Raw genomic sequence first — 18,727 nt, 5'->3', positions numbered from 1 at the left:
CGCCGATGAAGAAGATCCTGACATTCCTGCTGCCGCTTGCCGCGCTTGGCGGCGGCATCGCCGGCGGCGAGATCCTGCGCCCTTCGACCGAAAGCGGGAATACCGAAATCGCCTCGTCGACGGAGGGCAAGCAGCAACCCGCCGATGACGCTCGGGCCGATCAGGCAGGCGGCGAAAAAGACGCGAAGGCCGATGCCAGCGCGTCCTCGGGCTATGGAGATTCCGGTGGGAACGACGAGAAGACCGAAGGTCGTGGCTGGTTCACCTTCCCTTCGCAATTCTTCGTGCCGCTGATGCGAAACGGCGACATGGGCGCGATGATGATCGTGACCCTGACCATCGAAACCGATGCCGCACAACTGGAAAAGGTGCAGAAGCAGGAATCCCGGCTGCGCGACGCCTTGCTGCGTCAGTTGATGATCCAGGCCAATACCGGCGGTTTCGACGGCAATTTCACGACCGAACCGTCACAGCGCGTTCTGCGCGAAGAATTGCTCAAGGCCGCCCGCGCCGCGACGGACCTGCAGATCGACGCCGTCCTGATCGAGGATATCGCACGGCAGACCAGTTGAGCGGCAAGACACCGGCACCAATGTCAGTCGCGATCTCCCAGCAGCGCGCGAAGATACCGCCCGTAGGAATTCTTCGAGAATTTCTCGGCACGCGCGCTCAGCTGATCGGCGCTGATCCATCCGGCCTCGAAGGCAATTTCTTCCGGGCATCCGGTCTGAAGACCCTGCCGATTTTCCAGCGTGCGCACGAAATTTCCCGCATCCAGCAAGCTTGCATGGGTTCCCGTATCCAGCCAGGCGAAGCCGCGCCCCATCTTTTCGACGGTCAGCGCGCCTTCCTGAAGGTAGCTTTCCAGCAATGTCGTGATCTCAAGCTCGCCCCGTGCGGAAGGTCGCACCTTTGCCGCACGCCGTGACGCGCTGCCGTCGAGGAAATACAGCCCAGTCACCGCGAAATTCGAAGGCGGTCTTTCAGGCTTTTCGATGATCGCCCGCGCGCGGCCTGCCGCATCGAAATCCACCACGCCATAGCGTTCCGGGTCGGCGACACGGTAACCGAAAACGGTCCCGCCGTCGGATCGCATATGGGCCGATTGCAGCAACACCGGCAACCCATGCCCGAAGAAGATGTTGTCGCCCAACACCATCGCCGAGGCTGCACCGGCCAGAAAATTCTCGGCCAGAAGATATGCCTGGGCCAACCCGTCGGGCGAGGGTTGCGCGATCCATTCGAAACGCAGTCCCCATTGGCTGCCATCACCCAGCAGTCGCTGAAACTGGGTCTGGTCCTCCGGCGTGGTGATGATCGCGATCTCACGGATTCCGGACAGCATGAGAACGCTGATCGGATAATAGATCATCGGCTTGTCATAGAGCGGCAGAAGCTGCTTCGACACGCCCATCGTGATCGGATAGAGCCGGGTGCCCGATCCGCCTGCCAGCACAATGCCCTTGCGCGTGGTCATGCTGTCTCCTTCAACTGACGCAGCACATCTTGCAGACCAACGCGCCAATCCGGGCGTGAAATTCCGAAATCCCGCTCGATCTTGCGGCAGTTCAGTCTGGAATTCAAAGGGCGCCGGGCGGGCGTCGGGTAATCCGCCGTCGCGATATCGCGCACCTCGCAGGTGAGGCCGGCATGTGAAAAGATCTCGCGCGCGAAATCCGCCCAGGACACGTCGGGGGTTCCGGCAAAGTGATAGATGCCGCGCGTTGTTTCTGCAGTCAGCATCCGACTTGCCATGTGCAGCAGGGCTTGAGCAATATCCCTCGCGGGGGTCGGTCCACCCGACTGGTCCGCGACGATGGACAGAATCTCCCTTTCCGCGCCGAGGCGCAGCATGGTCTTCACGAAATTGCTGCCATGCGCCGAAAAGACCCATGACGTCCTCAGGACGGCCCATCGCCCACCCGTATCGGCGATGGCCTGTTCGCCGGCCAGCTTGCTGGCGCCGTATTGCCCCAGTGCTCTGGTCGGATCATCCTCGGACCACGCCGCCAGGCTTGAACCGTCGAAGACATAGTCGGTCGAGACATGCAAAAAGGGAATGCCCAACGCTTTCGCCGCTCGCGCCATCTCGGCCGGCGCTTCGGCATTGATCTTCCAGGCAAGGTCGCGCTCCGTCTCGGCGCGGTCGACGGCGGTATAGGCGGCTGCGTTCACGATGACGCTGGGTGCGATTGTCCCGATCACCTTGGCGCAGCGCTCCGGCCTTGACAGATCCGCGTGCTGCCGGCCGAGGAAAATCGCCTCTGGAGCCAGGCCACGCAATTCCCGCGCCAGTTGTCCGTTCAGACCGAAGACCAGCAAACCCTTCACCGACCGGTCCCCAACCGCTTCCCGACGCCGTCCCGCCCCAGCAAGGGCTGCCACCACGCGGGATTGTCCAGATACCACCGGACGGTCCGGCGCAGCCCCTCCTCTATGGTCACCGAGGGACGCCATCCCAATTCGCTGCGAATGCGTGTGGGATCGATGGCATAACGGCGATCATGCCCCGGCCGGTCAGGCACGAAGGTGACAAGCCGCCCATGAGGCCCATTTTCGGGCTTCAAGACATCCATCTGCGCGCAGATCATCCGTACCAGTTCCAGATTGGTCGCCTCGTTTTCTCCGCCGATATTGTAGCTGCGTCCCGTCCGGCCCTTTTCCAGCACCAGCAGCAAGGCATCGGCATGGTCCTCGACATAGAGCCAATCGCGGATGTTTCCGCCATCGCCGTAGACGGGTATGCTTTGTCCCGCAAGTGCCCTGAGAATGACGACCGGAACCAGCTTTTCGGGAAAATGAAAAGGCCCGTAGTTGTTCGAACAATTCGTGAGAACGACCGGCAGGCCATAGGTCTCGTGCCATGCCCTTGCCAGATGATCGGAGCCTGCCTTGCTTGCCGAATAGGGACTGCGCGGATCATAGGGCGTGTCCTCGATGAATTGTCCTTCATTGCCGAGACTGCCGAAAACCTCGTCGGTCGAGATGTGATGGAAGCGGAAGTGATCCGGCCGCCCTCGGGCGACCCAATAGGCCCTTGCCGACTCCAGCAGATTGAAAGTTCCCAGAATATTCGTCTCGATGAAGGCCGCAGGTCCGTCGATCGAACGATCGACATGACTTTCAGCCGCGAGGTGCATGATCGCCTCTGGACGGTGGCGGGCGATCACGCGATCAAGCGCCGCCCGGTCGCGAATGTCCGCCTTTTCGAAAAAATAGCGCGGATTTCCCGCGACACTCGCAACATTTGCCGGATTCGCAGCATAGGTAAGCGCATCGAGGTTCACGACCTGGTGCCCGCGTTCGATAGCCCGCCTCACAACGGCTGAGCCGATGAAACCGGCGCCGCCGGTGACAAGAATCCTCATCCCGGTTCCCCGAGCGCAAATGGACTCGTCCAGTCGCCGAAGGCAGGGGCTGCGGCATCCTTTTGCGACAGAACGGGATCCGCCACACTCCAATCGATCCCCAGGCTGTCCCAGCGGACGACACCGTCGCTGGCACGATCATAATAATCAGTACATTTGTAGACGATTTCGGTTTCGGGTTCGCGCGTCACGAAACCATGCAGAAAGCCCGCCGGGATCCAGATCTGCCGGCCGTTTGCAAAGGAAAGCTCGACCCCGATCCAGCGCCCGAAATCCGGGCTGCCTTGCCGGGCATCCACGGCGACGTCGAAAAGCCGTCCGCGACCGCAACGGACAAGTTTTCCCTGCGCATGTGGTGGCGCCTGATAGTGAAGCCCGCGCAGTGTTCCGGCATGCGAAGACAGGGAATGATTGTCCTGAACGAATTCGGGAAGATCGATACCTGCCTCGAGCAGCGACTTTCTGCTCCAGCTTTCAGAGAAGAACCCCCTGTCGTCACCATGCCGGATCGGGGTGATGATCAGCACGCCATCCAAGTCGGTCTTCTCGATATACATGCTGATGCCATCAATCGCTTTCCCGCGGATCCAACCTCAAAACAGCTGGAACTTCAACCGCGGAGAGGGCCTGATCCGACCTGCCGCTTCCGACTTCGCCGATTCGCCTTCATCCGGACCTCATTCGACGATCAGATCGGCATGAAGCGCCCCTGCGGCATGGATCGATTTCAGAATATCGATCATGTCGCGTGGCCTGACGCCCAGTGAATTCAGCCCTTCGACAAGATCGCTCAGCGACGTTTCGCCCGCAACCTCGGCAAAGCCGATGCCCGGCTCCTCGCGAATTTCTGACGATGTTCGCGGAACAGTCACGGTTTCCCCCTGGGCAAAGGGATTTGGCTGGGAGACGACCGGGGCTTCGCTGACCCTGAGGGTCAGGTTGCCTTGCGAAACGGCAACGCGCGAAATGCGCACCTTTTCCCCCATGACGATTGTTCCGGCCTTCGGATCGATCACTACCTTCGCGCGATCCTCGGGTTCGACGGTCAGATTCTCGATCCGACCCAATACCCGGGCGGGGTTTACCTCGCCAAGGTTGCGAAACTCCACGATCACCGTGCCGCTGTCCTGAGTCGTCGCGATGCGAAGCTTGAAGTCGCGGTTGATCACGTCCTCTACGCGGGTGGCCGTGGTGAAATCGGCATTCCTCAGGGCGATGCGGATATTCTGGATCTCCGCAAAATCGAACTGAACCTCGCGTTCCACACGCGCGCCAACCGGTATGGCACCGGCTGTCGGCACGCCCTGGACGACGCGCGACGCCTGGCCGGAAACCGAAACGCCACCCGCAATGATCGAGCCTTGCGCCACGGCGTAGATTTCTCCATCGGCAGCCTTAAGCGGGGTCATGACCAACGTGCCCCCAAGCAGGCTTTTCGCATCGCCTATGGTAGAGACGCTGACATCGATGCGACTGCCCGACCGCGCGAAGGGTGGTAAGGTCGCTGTCACGACGACGGCGGCGACGTTCTTCGATCGCAGTGCTTCGTCGGTGACATTTACCCCCAACCGCTCCAGGAGGCCGGCAAGCATTTCCTCGGTGAAAGGTGCATTGCGAAAACCGTCGCCGGTGCCGTCCAGGCCCACGACCAAGCCATAGCCGACCAGATCGTTCCCGCGAACTCCGTCGAAATCAGCCAGATCCTTGATGCGAACCGGGGCTGCCCCTGCGATCAGGGGCACCAGCATGACAAGCGAACAGACAAATGATATCAGTCGTTTCACAGGAAATCCACCAATCTGAGTTTTGACAGCCTCGCAGTCACCGCATAGAGCGTTTGAAGCTGGCTCTGGGCCTCGGTGATTGCCGCAGCGGTCTGATAGGGATCGGCCTGTCTGATCTGGTTGCGGGCGCTGGTCAGCGTAGCCTCGACCGCTGAAGTCTCGCTCTGCGCACGCTCGACCAATTGCTGGTTCAATCCGATTCTCGCCATTTCTGACAGCAGAGAATCGCGATTGGAAACGATCGCGGTGGTCGCGTTTTGCAACAATGCGCTTCTTTCCGCGTGATCACCCGCCAGGACACCACGATCCAGAAGCGCCGCGGTTGCCAAACCCTTCAACTGGTCGCGCAGGGCCGGAGACAGCACCGTGGTCCGCAGCACGATGCTGCTATCTTCCGCAATCGCGATGTTCTGCGCTTCGTCCACGCTTCCGGAATAGGCCAAGTCGGAAAAACCCCCTGCACCCGGCGCCGCATCAAACCAGGCTGCAACGGCAGCAGTCACATCGCCTGCGGTATTCAACCCCGAAACAACCGTCTCAAGTTGGTCCAGAATCTGTCCGGCCGCCATCAGCGGCGGCTGATCGGTATTCGTACCCGCGAAGAAATAGCGTCCAGCCACGGCCCCGTTGAAACGCGCAACGGTCGATTCGAAAACGCCGGCCGCGTCAGCCGCATGAGCAGCGAGGGTCGTGACGGTCGCATTGCCGGCATCGGACAAAAGCGCCGACGACAAGGCAACCGACATGTCGTTCGTGGAAACCAGCGCGTCCTGCATCCCTTGGGTCAGTGATGCCGCTTCCCTCGCGTTCCGGCTGTATTGCGCCGCCATCGACAATCGCGATTCGATGTCGTTCAGAACGCGCGTATTCCCGCCCAAACGGCCGGACAAATCCTTGACCTCGCCGCTGGACAATTCATCGCTGAGCGTCGCAAGCGTTGTCTTGATCCGGTTCGAGGCGGCCTGCAACGCAAAGGCGCGTGCCTGATCACCCAAAGAATTCACGTTCATGGTCAAAGCCTCAGAATTTGGTCCATCATCTCGTTGATTGCCTGGATCACGCGGGCGTTCGCCGCATAGGCCTGTTCGTATTCCAAGAGGCGCTGCATTTCCGCGTCGCTGTCCACGCCATCGGCCATCAAGCGCGAGGAAATCGTTTCAGCACGGGAATTGCGGACCGCAGCGTCTGCTTCCGCATTTACTCGGCGCGTGGCGACCCGCGATTCGACACTGGCGAGCCGCGCCGCGAAACTGGCATTGCCGTCGAAGCCGCTGCCCGCAAGCGGTGCGCCGACCGCCTCAAGCGCGTTGGCGAGCGCGTTGAGATAGGTTGAATCCCCCACGGCGGAACTGGAAACAGCGCCCGCGCCAGAGCGGATGCGCCACAATGCGCCACCGCTTTCCGGCCTGACCGAATCGTTCAACTGCAGCCGGGCGGCAAGTCCGGCGACCGATGCCACGTCCGCTCGCGATCCTGCATCGGTAAAAAGGCCGGGATCAGTCGCCGTGATGGAAGGATCCACGGATGGATCCGCCAGTCGCTCGTGCAATTCGAAGGCCAGAGCGTCCAGCTCTTGCTGAAGCTGAGGCGCCAGATCGTCGCGGATGGCGAAATTCGCCGACAGCGAACCACCGGCGAAAGGGCGCATCTGGCTGGCTGACAATTCCTGACCATTCTCGAACAGTCGCGTGACCGAGCCACTTCCAACCACGCTGTCAGCGGTCAGTTCGCCTGAATCTGTAAAGGAGAGCTCGGTCGGTGTGGTTCCGTCCAGCAGGACCGCCCCTTCAATGGTAAACAATGCGATCTTGCCCGCCTCGCGCGCGACTTCCTGAATCGGCACGATCTTCGAGATTTGGTCGACGACCAAGGCCCTTTCGTCAATCAGAGACAAGGGGTCGGAGCCGTTCGATTCCAGGATCGAAATGCGCCGGTTCAGATATGCGACCCGCTCGAGAGAGGCGCTCAGGGTCGCGACATCTGCGGCGATAGCCTGGTCGGCCATCTGGCGCGACTTCTGAACCTGGTTTGAAGCGGCGTTCAAACCCTTCGTAAGACGATCCGCCGCGATGACGACCTGGCCCAGCCGAATCTCATCATCGGGACGAGCGGACGCCGATTGCAGTGCCGTGCGGAAATCGCCCAGCAGGGTCGCCAAAGCGCCGGTTTCACCCGGCAGGCCGACCAGCTTTTCCATCGCGGACTGGAAATTCAAGCGAATCCCGGCCTCGGCGCTGGCCGATCCGGCAAGGCGCGACTCGGCGACAAGGCTGGCATTGACGACGCGGGTCACACCGTCCAGGCGGACACCACCGCCATTGCCGCCCAGGGTCTGAACGGAAACGGCAAGCTCGCGCCTAGCATATCCGGGCGTCATCGCGTTCGCCATGTTGGCGGCGACCGTTTCGGTCCCGCGTGCCGTCGCCGTCAGCCCCGACATCGCGTTCGAAAGCGCCCTTGCGATACTCATCTCCGGTCTCCTTGGCCAGATGCCGCCTTCCGGGTCAGCGTTTGATATTCGTGGTTTCCTGCAGCATCTCGTCCACGGTCTGAATGATCTTCGCGTTCGACGAATAGGCCCGCTGGGTCGAGATCAGATAGGTCAGTTCTTCGGCCACATCCGTCGTCGAAGCCTCGCGCGCATAGCCCTGGACCGATCCGCTCGGCCCATCGCCGGCATCCCACAGGAAGAAATTACCCGAGGTCGGAGAAATCTTGAACGCCTGGCCGTCGAGTGAAATGAGCCCATTGGGGTTGGGAACATCGACCACGGGCACCTGATAGAGAGTGCGGACGAAGCCGGTATCATAGGTCGCCTTGAGATAACCGTCCTGATCGACCTCGACAGTCGTCAATTGTCCGACCGGAGATCCGTTCTTCGTGATATTGGTCGGTGAGAAGCTGGCCGAGAGCTGGCGCAAGCCGGTCGTGCCGCCGGGCGTCCCGATGAACACGTCCATCGGACCACCTGCCACCGTCAGTCCCAGATTGCCGGTGGCCGCGTCGTAGGCGCCGCCACTCAGCGTGGTGACACTGCGAATGCTGCCGCCATCCGACATGCTGTCGTCGAATTCGATCCGGTAGCTGCCCACCACGTTCGCCGTCGGATCGAGGGCGGAATCGCGGACCTCGACGGTCCAGATATTCGACATGCCGGTCGGATCGGTCGTGTCCGGGGTAAAGGTGAAATCGAGTGATTCCGAGGTTCCCAGATTGCCGAAATATTCGACCTTCAGGCTCATCGGATCACCCGGTGCGGTCGGCTCGGTCTCGGTCGCCGGCAGATTGACACCAAGGCTGACGCGCGTCGTCGGGTCGCCCGACGTCTGGTTGGCAGAGATCTGCACCGGCTGCAGACCCTGCATCGTGTCGCGCGACATCAGCGGCACGGTACCATCCGCCTGCGCCGGCCAGCCCATCAGGACAAGGCCGGATTCGGTCCTCAACACGCCCTCCGAATCGGTTCGGAACGAGCCTGTCCGGGTCATCATGAAGGGCAGTTCGTCAAAGCCGTTGTCCATGTCGACCGCCGAGGTCACGGGCAACATTCCGCGCCCGCTGATGGCGATATCAAGAGGATGGGACGTGGTGACGAGCGCGCCGTCTTCATCGATGATCCGCTGCGTGCTGGCCCGAACACCGCCCGCCGAGTAAAGCCCGGCCGTGCGGTTCTGCTGCAGGACGAAAGCGTTGAAGTCCGTTTCCATCCGCTTGTAGCCGTAGGTTCCGGAATTGGCGATATTGTCCGAAATGGTCGCCAGACGGGTCGAATTCGCCGACAGACCGGCAACGCCGGCATTCATCGCGGATGACATGGACATGAAGTGACCTTTCGTCGAGTACAGGTTTGACAGGCACCTTGCGGCACGGGCCTTAAGATTCGCCTAATCGCGGCAGGCCAAAATCGTCTATCTCAGTAAAATCAGCTCAATCCGGTTGTTGACCGGGTCCATCGGATTGGCCGAGCGGTTCTTGCGATCGGCATATCCCGTCACACGCTGGATCCGCTGCGGATCCAGCCGCCCGCGTTCCAGCAGGTTGCGAACCGCATGAGCCCTGGCATCCGACAGCGCCCAGACAGGCGAAGTCACCAGCATTTCGGGATAGGCACGCACATGACCGGCTATTGCGATCTGGTTGCGGACCTGGCCCAGAACGCGGGCAATGATCCGGGCCAGTTCTTCAAGTGCGGGTTGCGGCTGTGCGGTGTCATCCATGAAAAGCGGCTGCTCGGTCAGGTCAGACAATTCGATCACCAGCCCTTCATCGGTCATCCGGGTCACGACATGCCGCAGCAGATTCGTCATCTGCATCGATTCGGCGCCTGTTCCGGACAGTTGATTCTGGATCCGGCGCGAGATGTCGTCGAATTCCGCGGCCTTTTCACTGTCGGGCAGGTCCTGCACGACGGCAGAGCGCATGCCTGCCTCGACCCCGTCTCCGGACGCGCCCGGAGTGCGCACAAGGGTCGGGTTGAAATATTCCGCCAGGCCGGTCCGCTGCTTTTCCGTGGTGGCGTTCAGCAACCACATCAGCAGGAAGAAGGCCATCATCGCGGTCACGAAATCCGCATAGGCCACCTTCCATGCGCCGCCATGATGGCCGGCTTCACCGCTTTCGACGCTGCGCTTGATGATGATCGCCGGCGGCGATCCCTTGCCCACGGCCATGTCGCCACCTGCCTTTCGATCACAGCTTGGCAATCTCGGGCCGGGCGGCGCACGAAACAAGTTAACGGATCAAATGCCTGACATTCCGCGTCTAATCATAGCTGCGGCGATCCTCGATGACCTTGCCGTCATTGGGCAGGCTGCCCGGAGCGACGATCTGTATCCGGCCCTTCAGTTTCAGCGTATCCACCACCGAACCGTCGAAAGCGGCCCCCGCCCCGGCGGAGGATTCGAGCTGGACGATCATCACGTCCATCTCGCCATCGCGGTCCGCGATCACGCGCGCACGCAGGATTTCGGGATGGCGCGCGACCAGCGCTGCGACCTGTTCGGGACGCACGAACATGCCCTTGATCTTGGTCGTCTGGTCGGCTCGGCCCATCCAGCCCCTGATGCGCATATTCGTGCGCCCGCAGGGACTGGTTCCGGGCATGATGGCGGACAGATCGCCGGTTGCGAAGCGGATCAGAGGATAATCCGGGTTCAGCGCGGTCACCAGAACCTCGCCGACCTCGCCCTCCGCAACCGGATCGCCGGTGCCGGGACGCACGATCTCGACGAGGACGCCCTCGTCCACGATCATTCCCTCGCCCGCCTCGCTTTCATAGGCGATATTGCCCAGATCGGCGGTGGCATAGCATTGCCGTGTCACGATGCCGCGATCCTGATATTCCTGCCGCAGCGATGGGAACAGCGCACCGCCGCCGACCACAGCCCTGGCAAAGCCCAGACGCTCGCCCAGAGCATCGGCGCGATCCAGGATCACCTTCAGGAAATCCGGCGTTCCGGCATAGCAGGTGGTGCCGATATCGACCGCCGCGCGCACCTGCAGATCGGTCTGGCCGGTGCCCGCGGGCAGAACCGCCGCACCGACGGCACGGGCCGCCGAATCGAACATCATTCCGGCCGGGGTCAGGTGATAGCCGAAGCAATTCTGCACGATATCGCCGCGCCCGACGCCCGCGGCATGAAGGAACCGGCCCAGCCGCCACCAGTCACCTTCCCGTCGACCGGGCTCGTAGATCGGTCCCGGACTCTGGAAGACGTGGTCGAATTCGGCGGCGGATCGGGTCGTATAACCGCCGAAGGGCGGCGAGATCTTCTGCGCTTCGGACAGATCCGCCTTTCGGACCACCGGCAGCTGCGCCAGGGCCGCGCGACCCGTCACCACACGGGGATCGATGTCACCGAGCAGCCGCGCCAGCGCCGGCGCGGACTTCGCGCGACGGATGGCGGCGGGCAGTTGGACCGCCATCGCCGCATCGCGGTCGCGGGGATCGCGGCTTTCGAGGTGGTCGTAGTAGCGGGGCATCGCGAACTCCTTCACGCCAGCCATCTTTTGCGGCGGCGATAGCTGCGCACGTCGCGAAAGGATCGGCGTCCCTCATCGGACATGCCGAGATAGAATTCCTTCACATCCGGGTTCTCGCGCAGCGCATCCGCGGGCCCGTCCATGACGACGCGGCCGTTTTCCAGGATGTAGCCGTAATGGGCAAAGCGCAGGGCGACGTTGGTGTTCTGTTCGGCCAGAAGGAAGGTCACGCCCTCGCCCTCGTTCACGGCCTTCACGATCTGAAAGATCTGCTCGACCAGTTGCGGCGCGAGTCCCATCGAGGGTTCATCCAGCAGGATCGTCTCCGGGCGCGACATCAGCGCGCGGCCCATCGCGACCATCTGCTGTTCGCCGCCCGAGGCATAGCCCGCCTGCGATCTGCGCCGCTCGCGCAGGCGGGGAAAATAATCATAGACCATGTCGAGATCGCGGCGGATCGCTGCCGCCCCATCCTTGCGGGTATAGGCGCCGGTCAGCAGGTTTTCCTCGACCGTCAGGTGTTCGAAGCACCGCCGCCCCTCCATCACCTGTATGACGCCCTTGGTGACAAGCGCCGCCGGGTTCAGATCCGCCACCCGTTCCCCACGATAGAGAATGCTGCCCTTCGTCACCTCGCCGCGTTCGCTGGCCAGCAGGTTCGAGATTGCCTTCAGCGTCGTTGTCTTGCCCGCGCCGTTGCCGCCCAGAAGCGCGGTGATGCCACCCTTGGGCACGGACAGGCTGACGCCTTTCAGCACCAGGATCACGTGGTTGTAGATCACCTCGATATTGTTGACTTCCAGCAGTGTCTCGCGCGGGTCGGCGTCGAACATGGCATGTCTCCGGTCTGGCGGTCCCGGCGGCGGTCAACGCCGCCGGGAACGGCTTCAGTTGCAGTCGCGCGGGGTGATCCCGGCTTCCTTGGCATAGGCCTCGCTGTCTTCGGCGATCAAAGGCTCCAGCACCTCCTGATCGGGCTCGGTGAAATCGCTGATCAGGTTCCACTGCTTGGCCTCGGCATCCCATTGCTGCAGCCGCGCCATGCCGCTGCCGCCGTGGTTGGCGCAGCTCAGGCTGATCTCGGGGCCGAAATCCGGCAGGCCGATCTCGGTCAGACGCTCGGGGGTGATGTCGAGCTGCTCGAAACCGTCGCGCAATTGCTGGGCATCGATCGCCGCCGTCCCCGCGATTTCCTGCGCCTTCCTGATCGCCTCGGCGATCACGACGGCCGCATACATGCCGCGCGAATAGAGGGCCGAGCCGACATATTGCCCGCCCTGGCTGGCCTTGCCGGGTTCGATGACGAATTTCCTCATGTCGTCATAGACCGGGTAATCCATGCCGACGCCGTTGAAGGTCAGTGCCTTGTAGCCATTGGCGCCCGCGCCCACCGGCAACACATCCACCTCGGAACCGGCCCACCAGATGCCGATGAAATTTTCCATCGGAAAGCGGATATTGGCGGCCTCCTGGATGGCGGCCTGGTTCATCACACCCCAGCCATACATGATCACGTAATCGGGCCTTTCGCGGCGGATCTGCAGCCACTGGCTTTTCTGCTCCTGCCCCGGCGGGTCGATCGGAATCTCGGACAATTCGAAGCCGTGCTTCTCGGACAGCTTCTGCAACGTGCGGATCGGTTCCTTGCCATAGGCGCTGTTATGATAGACCAGCGCGATCTTCTTGCCGCTCAGATCTCCGCCATTCTCGTCCAGAAGATACTTGATCGCCACCGAGGCCCCGTCCCAGTAATTCGCCGGAGCGTTGAAGACCCATTCGAAGACCTTGCCGTTCTTGGCCGAGGTGCGTCCGTAACCGGGCGTATACAGCACCTTCTTGTCCACGCTGACCTTCGGAATCAGCTGATAGGTGATGCCGGTGGACAGCGGATTATAGACCAGCGCGCCGGTATCCTTGGTCGCCTCGTAACACTCGACGCCCTTTTCGGTGTTATAGGCGGTCTCGCATTCAGGGACCTGGATCCTTTCGCCGCCGATACCGCCGTCGCGTTCATTGAGCAGCGTGAAGTAATCGGCAAAGCCGTCGGCATATTGCGTGCCGTTCGCCCCGTAGGGGCCGGTCCGATAGCTGAGGCTGGGCACGACCAGTTCGGCCCTGGCGGGCGCGGCCGCGGCCAGAGTCGCGGCCAGTGCCAATGCGGTCAGTTTCGTCTTCATTCGGGTCTCCTCCCCAAGATGATTTTGGCCGGGTCCGTCCCGGTCTTCTGCGTCAATGCGGGAACGGCCAGAGCCGCAGCTTTTCCTTCGCCAGTCGCCACAGCCGGGCCAGACCGTGCGGCTCGACGATCAGGAAAAGGATGATCAGTCCGCCCACGATCATCAGTTCGATATGCGCGGCCAGATTGGTGGGCCAGCCAAACCCGCCCACGAGCAGATTCTTCAGCAGGACCGGCAACAGGACCATGAAGGCCGCGCCGGCGAAACTGCCGAAGACGCTGCCCAGCCCTCCGATGATGATCATGAACAGGACCAGAAAGCTCTTGTTGATGCCGAAAGCCTCGCCGACCTCGGCCGCGCCCAGATAGACGGCGAAAAGCAGCGCTCCGGCGATGCCCACGAAAAAGCTGCTGACCGCAAAGGCCGACAGCTTGGCGGTCAGCGGATTGACCCCGATGATCTCGGCGGCGATATCCATGTCGCGGATCGCCATCCACTTGCGCCCCAGCGTGCCGCGCGTCAGGTTCCGCGCGACCCATGCCAGCACCACCGCAAAACACAGGCAGACCAGGTATTTCACCGCCGCCGAACTGGCCGGTCCGGTAATCGCATAGCCCAGCAGGGTCCGCTCGGGCGCCGTGATCTGGCCCGAAGCCGAGTAGTTGTAGAACCAGGGCACCTTGTTGAACAGCCAGACCAGAAAGAACTGCGCAGCCAGCGTGGCGACGGCCAGGTAGAAACCCTTGATCCGCAGGCTCGGCAGGCCGAACACCATGCCGACGATGGCGGTGATGCCGCCGGCCAGCAGGATGTGCAGGACGATGTTGACCTCTGGAAAGGCGGTCATCAGCTTGTAGACCGCATAGGCCCCTACCGCCATGAAGCCCCCTGTGCCCAGGCTGACCTGACCGGCATAGCCGGTCAGGATGTTCAGCCCCATCGCCGCCACCGCATAGATCAGGAACGGCACCAGCACCGCGCTGGCCCAGTAATCGTTGATGAGGAATGGCACGATTCCGAATGCCACCGCCAGGACGGCATAATAGCCCCAGCGATCCAGCCGGATCGGAAAGGTCTGTCCGTCCTCGCGGTAGCTGGTCTTGAAATCGCCCGCCTCACGATACAGCATCGCCGCCCCCCGCCTTCCCCGTCGCCGCGTCCGGGTATTTGTGCAACGAAGAAACCGGTATCTCCGTTGTCCAAATACCCACTCCGCCCTTGGCCATATGCGCCATCCTCAAACCCTTTCGATGATCCGCTCGCCGAACAGGCCCTGTGGCCGGAAGACAAGGAAAAGCAACGCGAGGACATAGGCGAACCAGTTTTCGGTCGCCCCGCCCACCATCGGGCCGATGAAGAATTCGAACAGCTTTTCGCCAACGCCGATGATCAGCCCGCCGACGATGGCACCGGGAATCGAGGTGAAGCCGCCCAGCATCAGCACCGGCAGGGCCTTCAGCGCGATCAGCGACAGACTGAACTGCACACCCGATTTGGTGCCCCACATGATCCCTGCGACCAGCGCCACGAAACCTGCGATGGACCAGACCATGACCCAGATGAAGCGCAGCGAGATTCCCACCGACAGCGCCGCCTGATGGTCGTCGGCCACGGCCCGCATGGCGCGGCCCTGTCTGGTATATTGCGAGAACAGCACCAGCGCGCAGACCAGCGCGGCCGCGATGATCGTGGCCCAGATGTCCAGCCGGTCGATGAAATAGCCGTATCCGAACCAGCCCGCCGTGACCTGCTCGATGCCGTCCGAAATCCCCTGCGGCAGGCCCACGTCCAGCGCCTTGATATTGGCACCCCACATCACGTCGCCCAGCCCCTCGAGGAAATAGGCCAGTCCGATCGTGGCCATGAACAGGATAATCGGCGCCTGCCCGACCAGATGTTGCAGGATCAGCGTCTCGATCAGGAAGGCCAGCAGGACCATCACCAGCGCCGCCAGCACGATCGCCAGCGCCGCCGGCACCGTCCAGCCGAACTGCTCCAGACGGCTGCCGAAGACCGCATTGATCAGATCCGCGAAGGGCACCTGTCCCTTCTGGATACCGACCAGCGTCAGCGCCGCGAACAGGGCCAGGACGCCCTGCGCATAATTGAACACCCCCGAGGCCTTGAAGATCAGCACGAAGCCCAATGCCACCAGCGCATACATCACGCCGGTCATCAGCCCGTTCAGGAAAACTTCGCCGGCGAAGATCAGCTGTTCCATCAAAGCGCTCCCTTGTCAGTCATGGGCGACCCCCAGATAGGCGTCGATCACCTCCTGGTTCGAACGCACCTGATCGGGGGTGCCATCGCCGATCTTGCGGCCGTAATCCATCACCACCACCCGGTCCGACAGGTCCATGACGACGCCCATGTCATGTTCGATCAGACAGATCGTGGTGCCGAATTCGTCGTTCACGTCCAGGATGAAGCGGCTCATGTCTTCCTTCTCCTCGACATTCATGCCCGCCATCGGCTCGTCCAGCAGCAGCAAGCCCGGCTCGGCCGCAAGGGCGCGGGCCAGTTCGACGCGCTTCTTCAGACCATAGGGCAGTCGCCCGACCGGGGTCTTGCGGATGTTCTGGATCTCCAGAAAATCGATGATCTTCTCGACCTCGGCGCGGTTTTCGACCTCTTCGCGTTCGGCCGCGCCCCACCACAGGGCCTGGCTCAGCAGGCCGGACCTCATCTTGTTCAGCCGGCCGGTCATGATGTTGTCCAGGACCGTCATCCCGTCGAACAGGGCGATGTTCTGAAACGTCCGCGCGATGCCCAGCCGCGCGACCTGATAGGGCCGCATCGGCGGGCGGCGGCGGCCCTTGAACCAGACCTCTCCGTCCTGGGGATGATAAAAGCCCGAAATGACGTTCAGCATCGAGGATTTCCCGGCCCCGTTCGGCCCGATGATCGCCCGGATCTCGCCCTCGCGGATGTCGAAACTGATCTCCTTGATCGCGACGACACCACCAAACCGCAGGGTGATGTCCTTCAACTCCATCAGCACGCCGCCGATCTGTCGGCCATCGGGGGCGGTGTAGCCTTCGGTCCTGTCCAGCATCGGCCTAGTTCCCGGCAATCAGGCCGACGATCACGCCATACAGCGCCACGGCCGGACCATATTGGATCATCTGTTTCAGCGGCAGGCCGGGCCACAGCCGGCTGGCCGCGGCCACACCGAAACCGCCGGTCAGCGCCCCGGCGACCAGATCGCTCATCCAGGCCGGCAGGAAACCCGGAAGCAGCCAGGCCAGGAGCAGCCCGGCCAGTGCGATCAGCCCGCCGCTCAGATAGCTGGGCCTGAAGGTGACCACCGCCCTGCTCATTCCGCCGCCACCTTCTGTCCCTGCGCATCGCCGAAGACCTGCACGTCCTCGATCTTCAGCGTCGCCTTGATCTTGCCCTTGCGGCCATCCTCGTAGGTCACTTCTGTTTCGGTATAGATGCTGTCCGAGCCGTCATAGAGCGCCGCGACCAGATCGGCGAATTTCTCGCCGATCACGGCGCGGCGGACCTTGCGGGTGCGGGTCATCTCGCCGTCATCGGGATCCAGTTCCTTGTGCAGGACCAGAAACCGGCGGATCTGGCAGCCCGACAGCATCGGATCCTCGGCCACGGATCGGTTCACCTCTTCGACATGGGCGCGGATCGCGGCGTAGACCTGCGGATGGCTGGCCAGTTCCTGATAGCTGGCATAGGCGATGTTGTTCCGCTCGGCCCAGTTCCCGACCGCATTCAGGTCGATATTGATCATCGCCGCACAGAAATCGCGGCCATTCCCGATCGCCACGGCTTCCAGGATGTTGGGATAGAATTTCAGCTTGTTCTCGATATATTTGGGCGCGAACATCGTGCCGTCGGCCATCCTGCCCACATCCTTGGCACGGTCGATGATGCGCAGATGGCCGGTTTCCTCTTCGAAGAAGCCCGCGTCGCCGGTCGCGACCCAGCCCTCGGCATCCTTGGTCGAGGCCGTGCTGTCGGCGTTCCTGTAATATTCGACGAAGGTTCCGGGGCTGCGATAGAAAACCTCGCCGGTGTCGGCGATCCTGACCTCGACGCCGGGGCTGGGCACGCCGACCGTGTCGGACCTGACCTCGCCGTCGGGTTGCTGGGTGATGAAGACGCTGGCCTCGGTCTGGCCGTAGAGCTGTTTCAGGTTGATCCCCAGACTGCGGTAGAAATCGAAGATCTCGGGGCCGATCGCCTCGCCCGCGGTATAGCCGACACGGATGCGGGACAGGCCCAGCGTGTTCTTCAATGGTCCGTAGACGAAAACCCGTCCCAGCCCGTAGGCCAGCCGGTCGCCAGGGCCTACCGGCTTGCCATCCAGCAGCGCGGGGCCGACACGCCGGGCGACCGACATGCACCACCCGAACAGCCAGCGCTTGAAGCGGCCGGCATCCTCCATGCGGATCATGACATTGGTCAATTGTCCTTCGAAGACGCGCGGCGGCGCGAAGAAATAGGTCGGTCCGATCTCGCGCATGTCGGTCATCATCGTCTGCGCGTCCTCGGGGCAGTTCACCGTGAACCCGGCCCACAGCGCCTGCCCGACCGAGAAGATGAAATCGCCGACCCAGGCCATCGGCAGGTAGGCCACGATATCCTCGCGCTGCGTCAGACGGTCGAATTCGGCGCTGTTCTTCGAGGTTTCGATGATGTTGCGGTTCGACAGGACCACGCCCTTGGGCCTGCCGGTCGTGCCGCTGGTATACAGCATGACGCAGGTGTCGTCGTAGCCCAGACCCGCGATCCGGGCATCGAGTTCCGCGTCCAGTCGCGGCGCCGCGTCGCGCCCCTCGGCCTGCACATCGGCCAGCGCATCCATGCGCGAATGGTCGTATCGTCGCATCCCGCGTCTGTCGGTATAGAGGATCCGCTCTATCCCCGTCACGCGGTCCTCGACTTCCAGGACCTTGTCGACCTGTTCCTGATCACCGCACAGCACGAAACGCGCGCCGCAATGATCCAGCACGAAGGCCATCTCGTCGGCCACCGCATCCTGATACAGCGGCACCGGCACCGCCCCGCACATCTGCGCCGCGATCATCCCCCAGTAATGGGCAGGCCGGTTGCGCCCGATGATGGCGACGCGATCGCCAGGCCGCAGCCCAAGCGTCAGCAGGCCAAGCGCCAGCGCACGGATTTCCCCGGCCGCCTGGGCCCAGGTCCAGCTTTGCCAGATGCCGAATTCCTTCTCGCGCCATGCCGGGCGATCACCGTAACGGGCCACGTTCCGCGCGAGCAGCGCGGGAATCGAATGCAATTCGCCCTCCGGCGTCTGCGGGTCCGTCATCTTTCCTCCCTGTCGCGGCGCCGTGCCCGCGCGATCCCGGGCGCGCCTCCTCCGCACGGCCGGGATGCGACCATCCTGATCGCCAATTCTTGCCGCAATTTTTCACGAATCCAACGAAATGTT

18 protein-coding genes are annotated in these 18,727 nt (G+C 62.4%); 1 reads left to right on the top strand and 17 read right to left on the bottom strand.

Annotated features, from left to right (window positions below):
- The first annotated feature begins 5 nt into the window (after window positions 1-5).
- The gene (locus tag AC13CR_RS15465; RefSeq protein ID WP_292953141.1) at window positions 6-572 is read left to right on the top strand and encodes a hypothetical protein; all 567 of its coding nucleotides are present in this window, start codon (window positions 6-8) and stop codon (window positions 570-572) included.
- A gap of 23 nt (window positions 573-595) precedes the next feature.
- Here AC13CR_RS15465 and rfbA read toward each other — a convergent pair whose 3' ends face one another.
- The 17 genes from rfbA to AC13CR_RS15380 form a co-directional block, all read right to left on the bottom strand.
- Window positions 596-1,477 carry a glucose-1-phosphate thymidylyltransferase RfbA gene (gene rfbA, locus AC13CR_RS15460; protein ID WP_446233902.1) on the bottom strand — a complete coding sequence of 294 codons (882 nt, stop codon included), beginning with the start codon at window positions 1,475-1,477 and terminating at the stop codon, window positions 596-598.
- The gene (rfbD, locus tag AC13CR_RS15455; protein ID WP_446233903.1) at window positions 1,474-2,331 is read right to left on the bottom strand and encodes a dTDP-4-dehydrorhamnose reductase; all 858 of its coding nucleotides are present in this window, start codon (window positions 2,329-2,331) and stop codon (window positions 1,474-1,476) included. The genes rfbA and rfbD overlap by 4 nt, the downstream gene beginning before the upstream one ends.
- The gene (gene rfbB, locus AC13CR_RS15450) at window positions 2,328-3,368 is read right to left on the bottom strand and encodes a dTDP-glucose 4,6-dehydratase (RefSeq protein WP_292953150.1); all 1,041 of its coding nucleotides are present in this window, start codon (window positions 3,366-3,368) and stop codon (window positions 2,328-2,330) included. The genes rfbD and rfbB overlap by 4 nt, the downstream gene beginning before the upstream one ends.
- Complete coding sequence (gene rfbC, locus AC13CR_RS15445; RefSeq protein WP_292953153.1) at window positions 3,365-3,925, bottom strand: dTDP-4-dehydrorhamnose 3,5-epimerase; 561 nt, start codon at window positions 3,923-3,925, stop codon at window positions 3,365-3,367. Before rfbC ends, rfbB begins: the two co-directional genes overlap by 4 nt.
- 120 nt (window positions 3,926-4,045) lie before the next feature.
- Window positions 4,046-5,116, bottom strand: coding sequence for a flagellar basal body P-ring protein FlgI (locus AC13CR_RS15440; RefSeq protein WP_292953156.1), 1,071 nt, complete (start codon window positions 5,114-5,116; stop codon window positions 4,046-4,048).
- A gap of 32 nt (window positions 5,117-5,148) precedes the next feature.
- The gene (locus AC13CR_RS15435; protein ID WP_292953159.1) at window positions 5,149-6,066 is read right to left on the bottom strand and encodes a flagellin; all 918 of its coding nucleotides are present in this window, start codon (window positions 6,064-6,066) and stop codon (window positions 5,149-5,151) included.
- 98 nt (window positions 6,067-6,164) lie between these two features.
- The gene (flgK, locus tag AC13CR_RS15430) at window positions 6,165-7,592 is read right to left on the bottom strand and encodes a flagellar hook-associated protein FlgK (RefSeq protein ID WP_292978795.1); all 1,428 of its coding nucleotides are present in this window, start codon (window positions 7,590-7,592) and stop codon (window positions 6,165-6,167) included.
- Window positions 7,593-7,656: 64 nt separating this feature from the next.
- Complete coding sequence (locus AC13CR_RS15425) at window positions 7,657-8,973, bottom strand: flagellar hook protein FlgE (RefSeq protein ID WP_292953165.1); 1,317 nt, start codon at window positions 8,971-8,973, stop codon at window positions 7,657-7,659.
- A gap of 87 nt (window positions 8,974-9,060) precedes the next feature.
- Window positions 9,061-9,822: a flagellar motor protein MotB gene (locus tag AC13CR_RS15420; protein ID WP_292953168.1), complete on the bottom strand. Its 762-nt coding sequence runs from the start codon at window positions 9,820-9,822 to the stop codon at window positions 9,061-9,063.
- A gap of 91 nt (window positions 9,823-9,913) precedes the next feature.
- Complete coding sequence (locus AC13CR_RS15415; protein WP_446238393.1) at window positions 9,914-11,158, bottom strand: phenylacetate--CoA ligase family protein; 1,245 nt, start codon at window positions 11,156-11,158, stop codon at window positions 9,914-9,916.
- Window positions 11,146-11,967: an ABC transporter ATP-binding protein gene (locus AC13CR_RS15410; RefSeq protein WP_292953174.1), complete on the bottom strand. Its 822-nt coding sequence runs from the start codon at window positions 11,965-11,967 to the stop codon at window positions 11,146-11,148. Before AC13CR_RS15410 ends, AC13CR_RS15415 begins: the two co-directional genes overlap by 13 nt.
- 54 nt (window positions 11,968-12,021) lie before the next feature.
- The gene (locus tag AC13CR_RS15405) at window positions 12,022-13,311 is read right to left on the bottom strand and encodes an ABC transporter substrate-binding protein (protein WP_292953177.1); all 1,290 of its coding nucleotides are present in this window, start codon (window positions 13,309-13,311) and stop codon (window positions 12,022-12,024) included.
- Between the two features lie 52 nt (window positions 13,312-13,363).
- Entirely contained in the window at window positions 13,364-14,440 is a 1,077-nt protein-coding gene (locus AC13CR_RS15400; RefSeq protein WP_292953180.1) for a branched-chain amino acid ABC transporter permease, read from the bottom strand.
- Between the two features lie 108 nt (window positions 14,441-14,548).
- Window positions 14,549-15,535, bottom strand: coding sequence for a branched-chain amino acid ABC transporter permease (locus AC13CR_RS15395; RefSeq protein ID WP_292953183.1), 987 nt, complete (start codon window positions 15,533-15,535; stop codon window positions 14,549-14,551).
- Between the two features lie 12 nt (window positions 15,536-15,547).
- Window positions 15,548-16,366 carry an ABC transporter ATP-binding protein gene (locus AC13CR_RS15390; protein ID WP_446232275.1) on the bottom strand — a complete coding sequence of 273 codons (819 nt, stop codon included), beginning with the start codon at window positions 16,364-16,366 and terminating at the stop codon, window positions 15,548-15,550.
- A gap of 4 nt (window positions 16,367-16,370) precedes the next feature.
- On the bottom strand, window positions 16,371-16,631 hold the full coding sequence (locus AC13CR_RS15385; RefSeq protein ID WP_292953189.1) for a hypothetical protein: 261 nt from the start codon (window positions 16,629-16,631) through the stop codon (window positions 16,371-16,373).
- A complete protein-coding gene (locus tag AC13CR_RS15380) occupies window positions 16,628-18,604 on the bottom strand; it encodes an AMP-binding protein (protein WP_292953192.1) in 1,977 nt (658 codons plus the stop codon). Before AC13CR_RS15380 ends, AC13CR_RS15385 begins: the two co-directional genes overlap by 4 nt.
- Window positions 18,605-18,727 lie beyond the last annotated feature (123 nt).

The organism is Paracoccus sp. L-17, from assembly GCF_056857655.1.
Note: the sequence above shows the minus strand (reverse complement) of the source record. Positions and strands in the feature narration are given on the sequence as shown.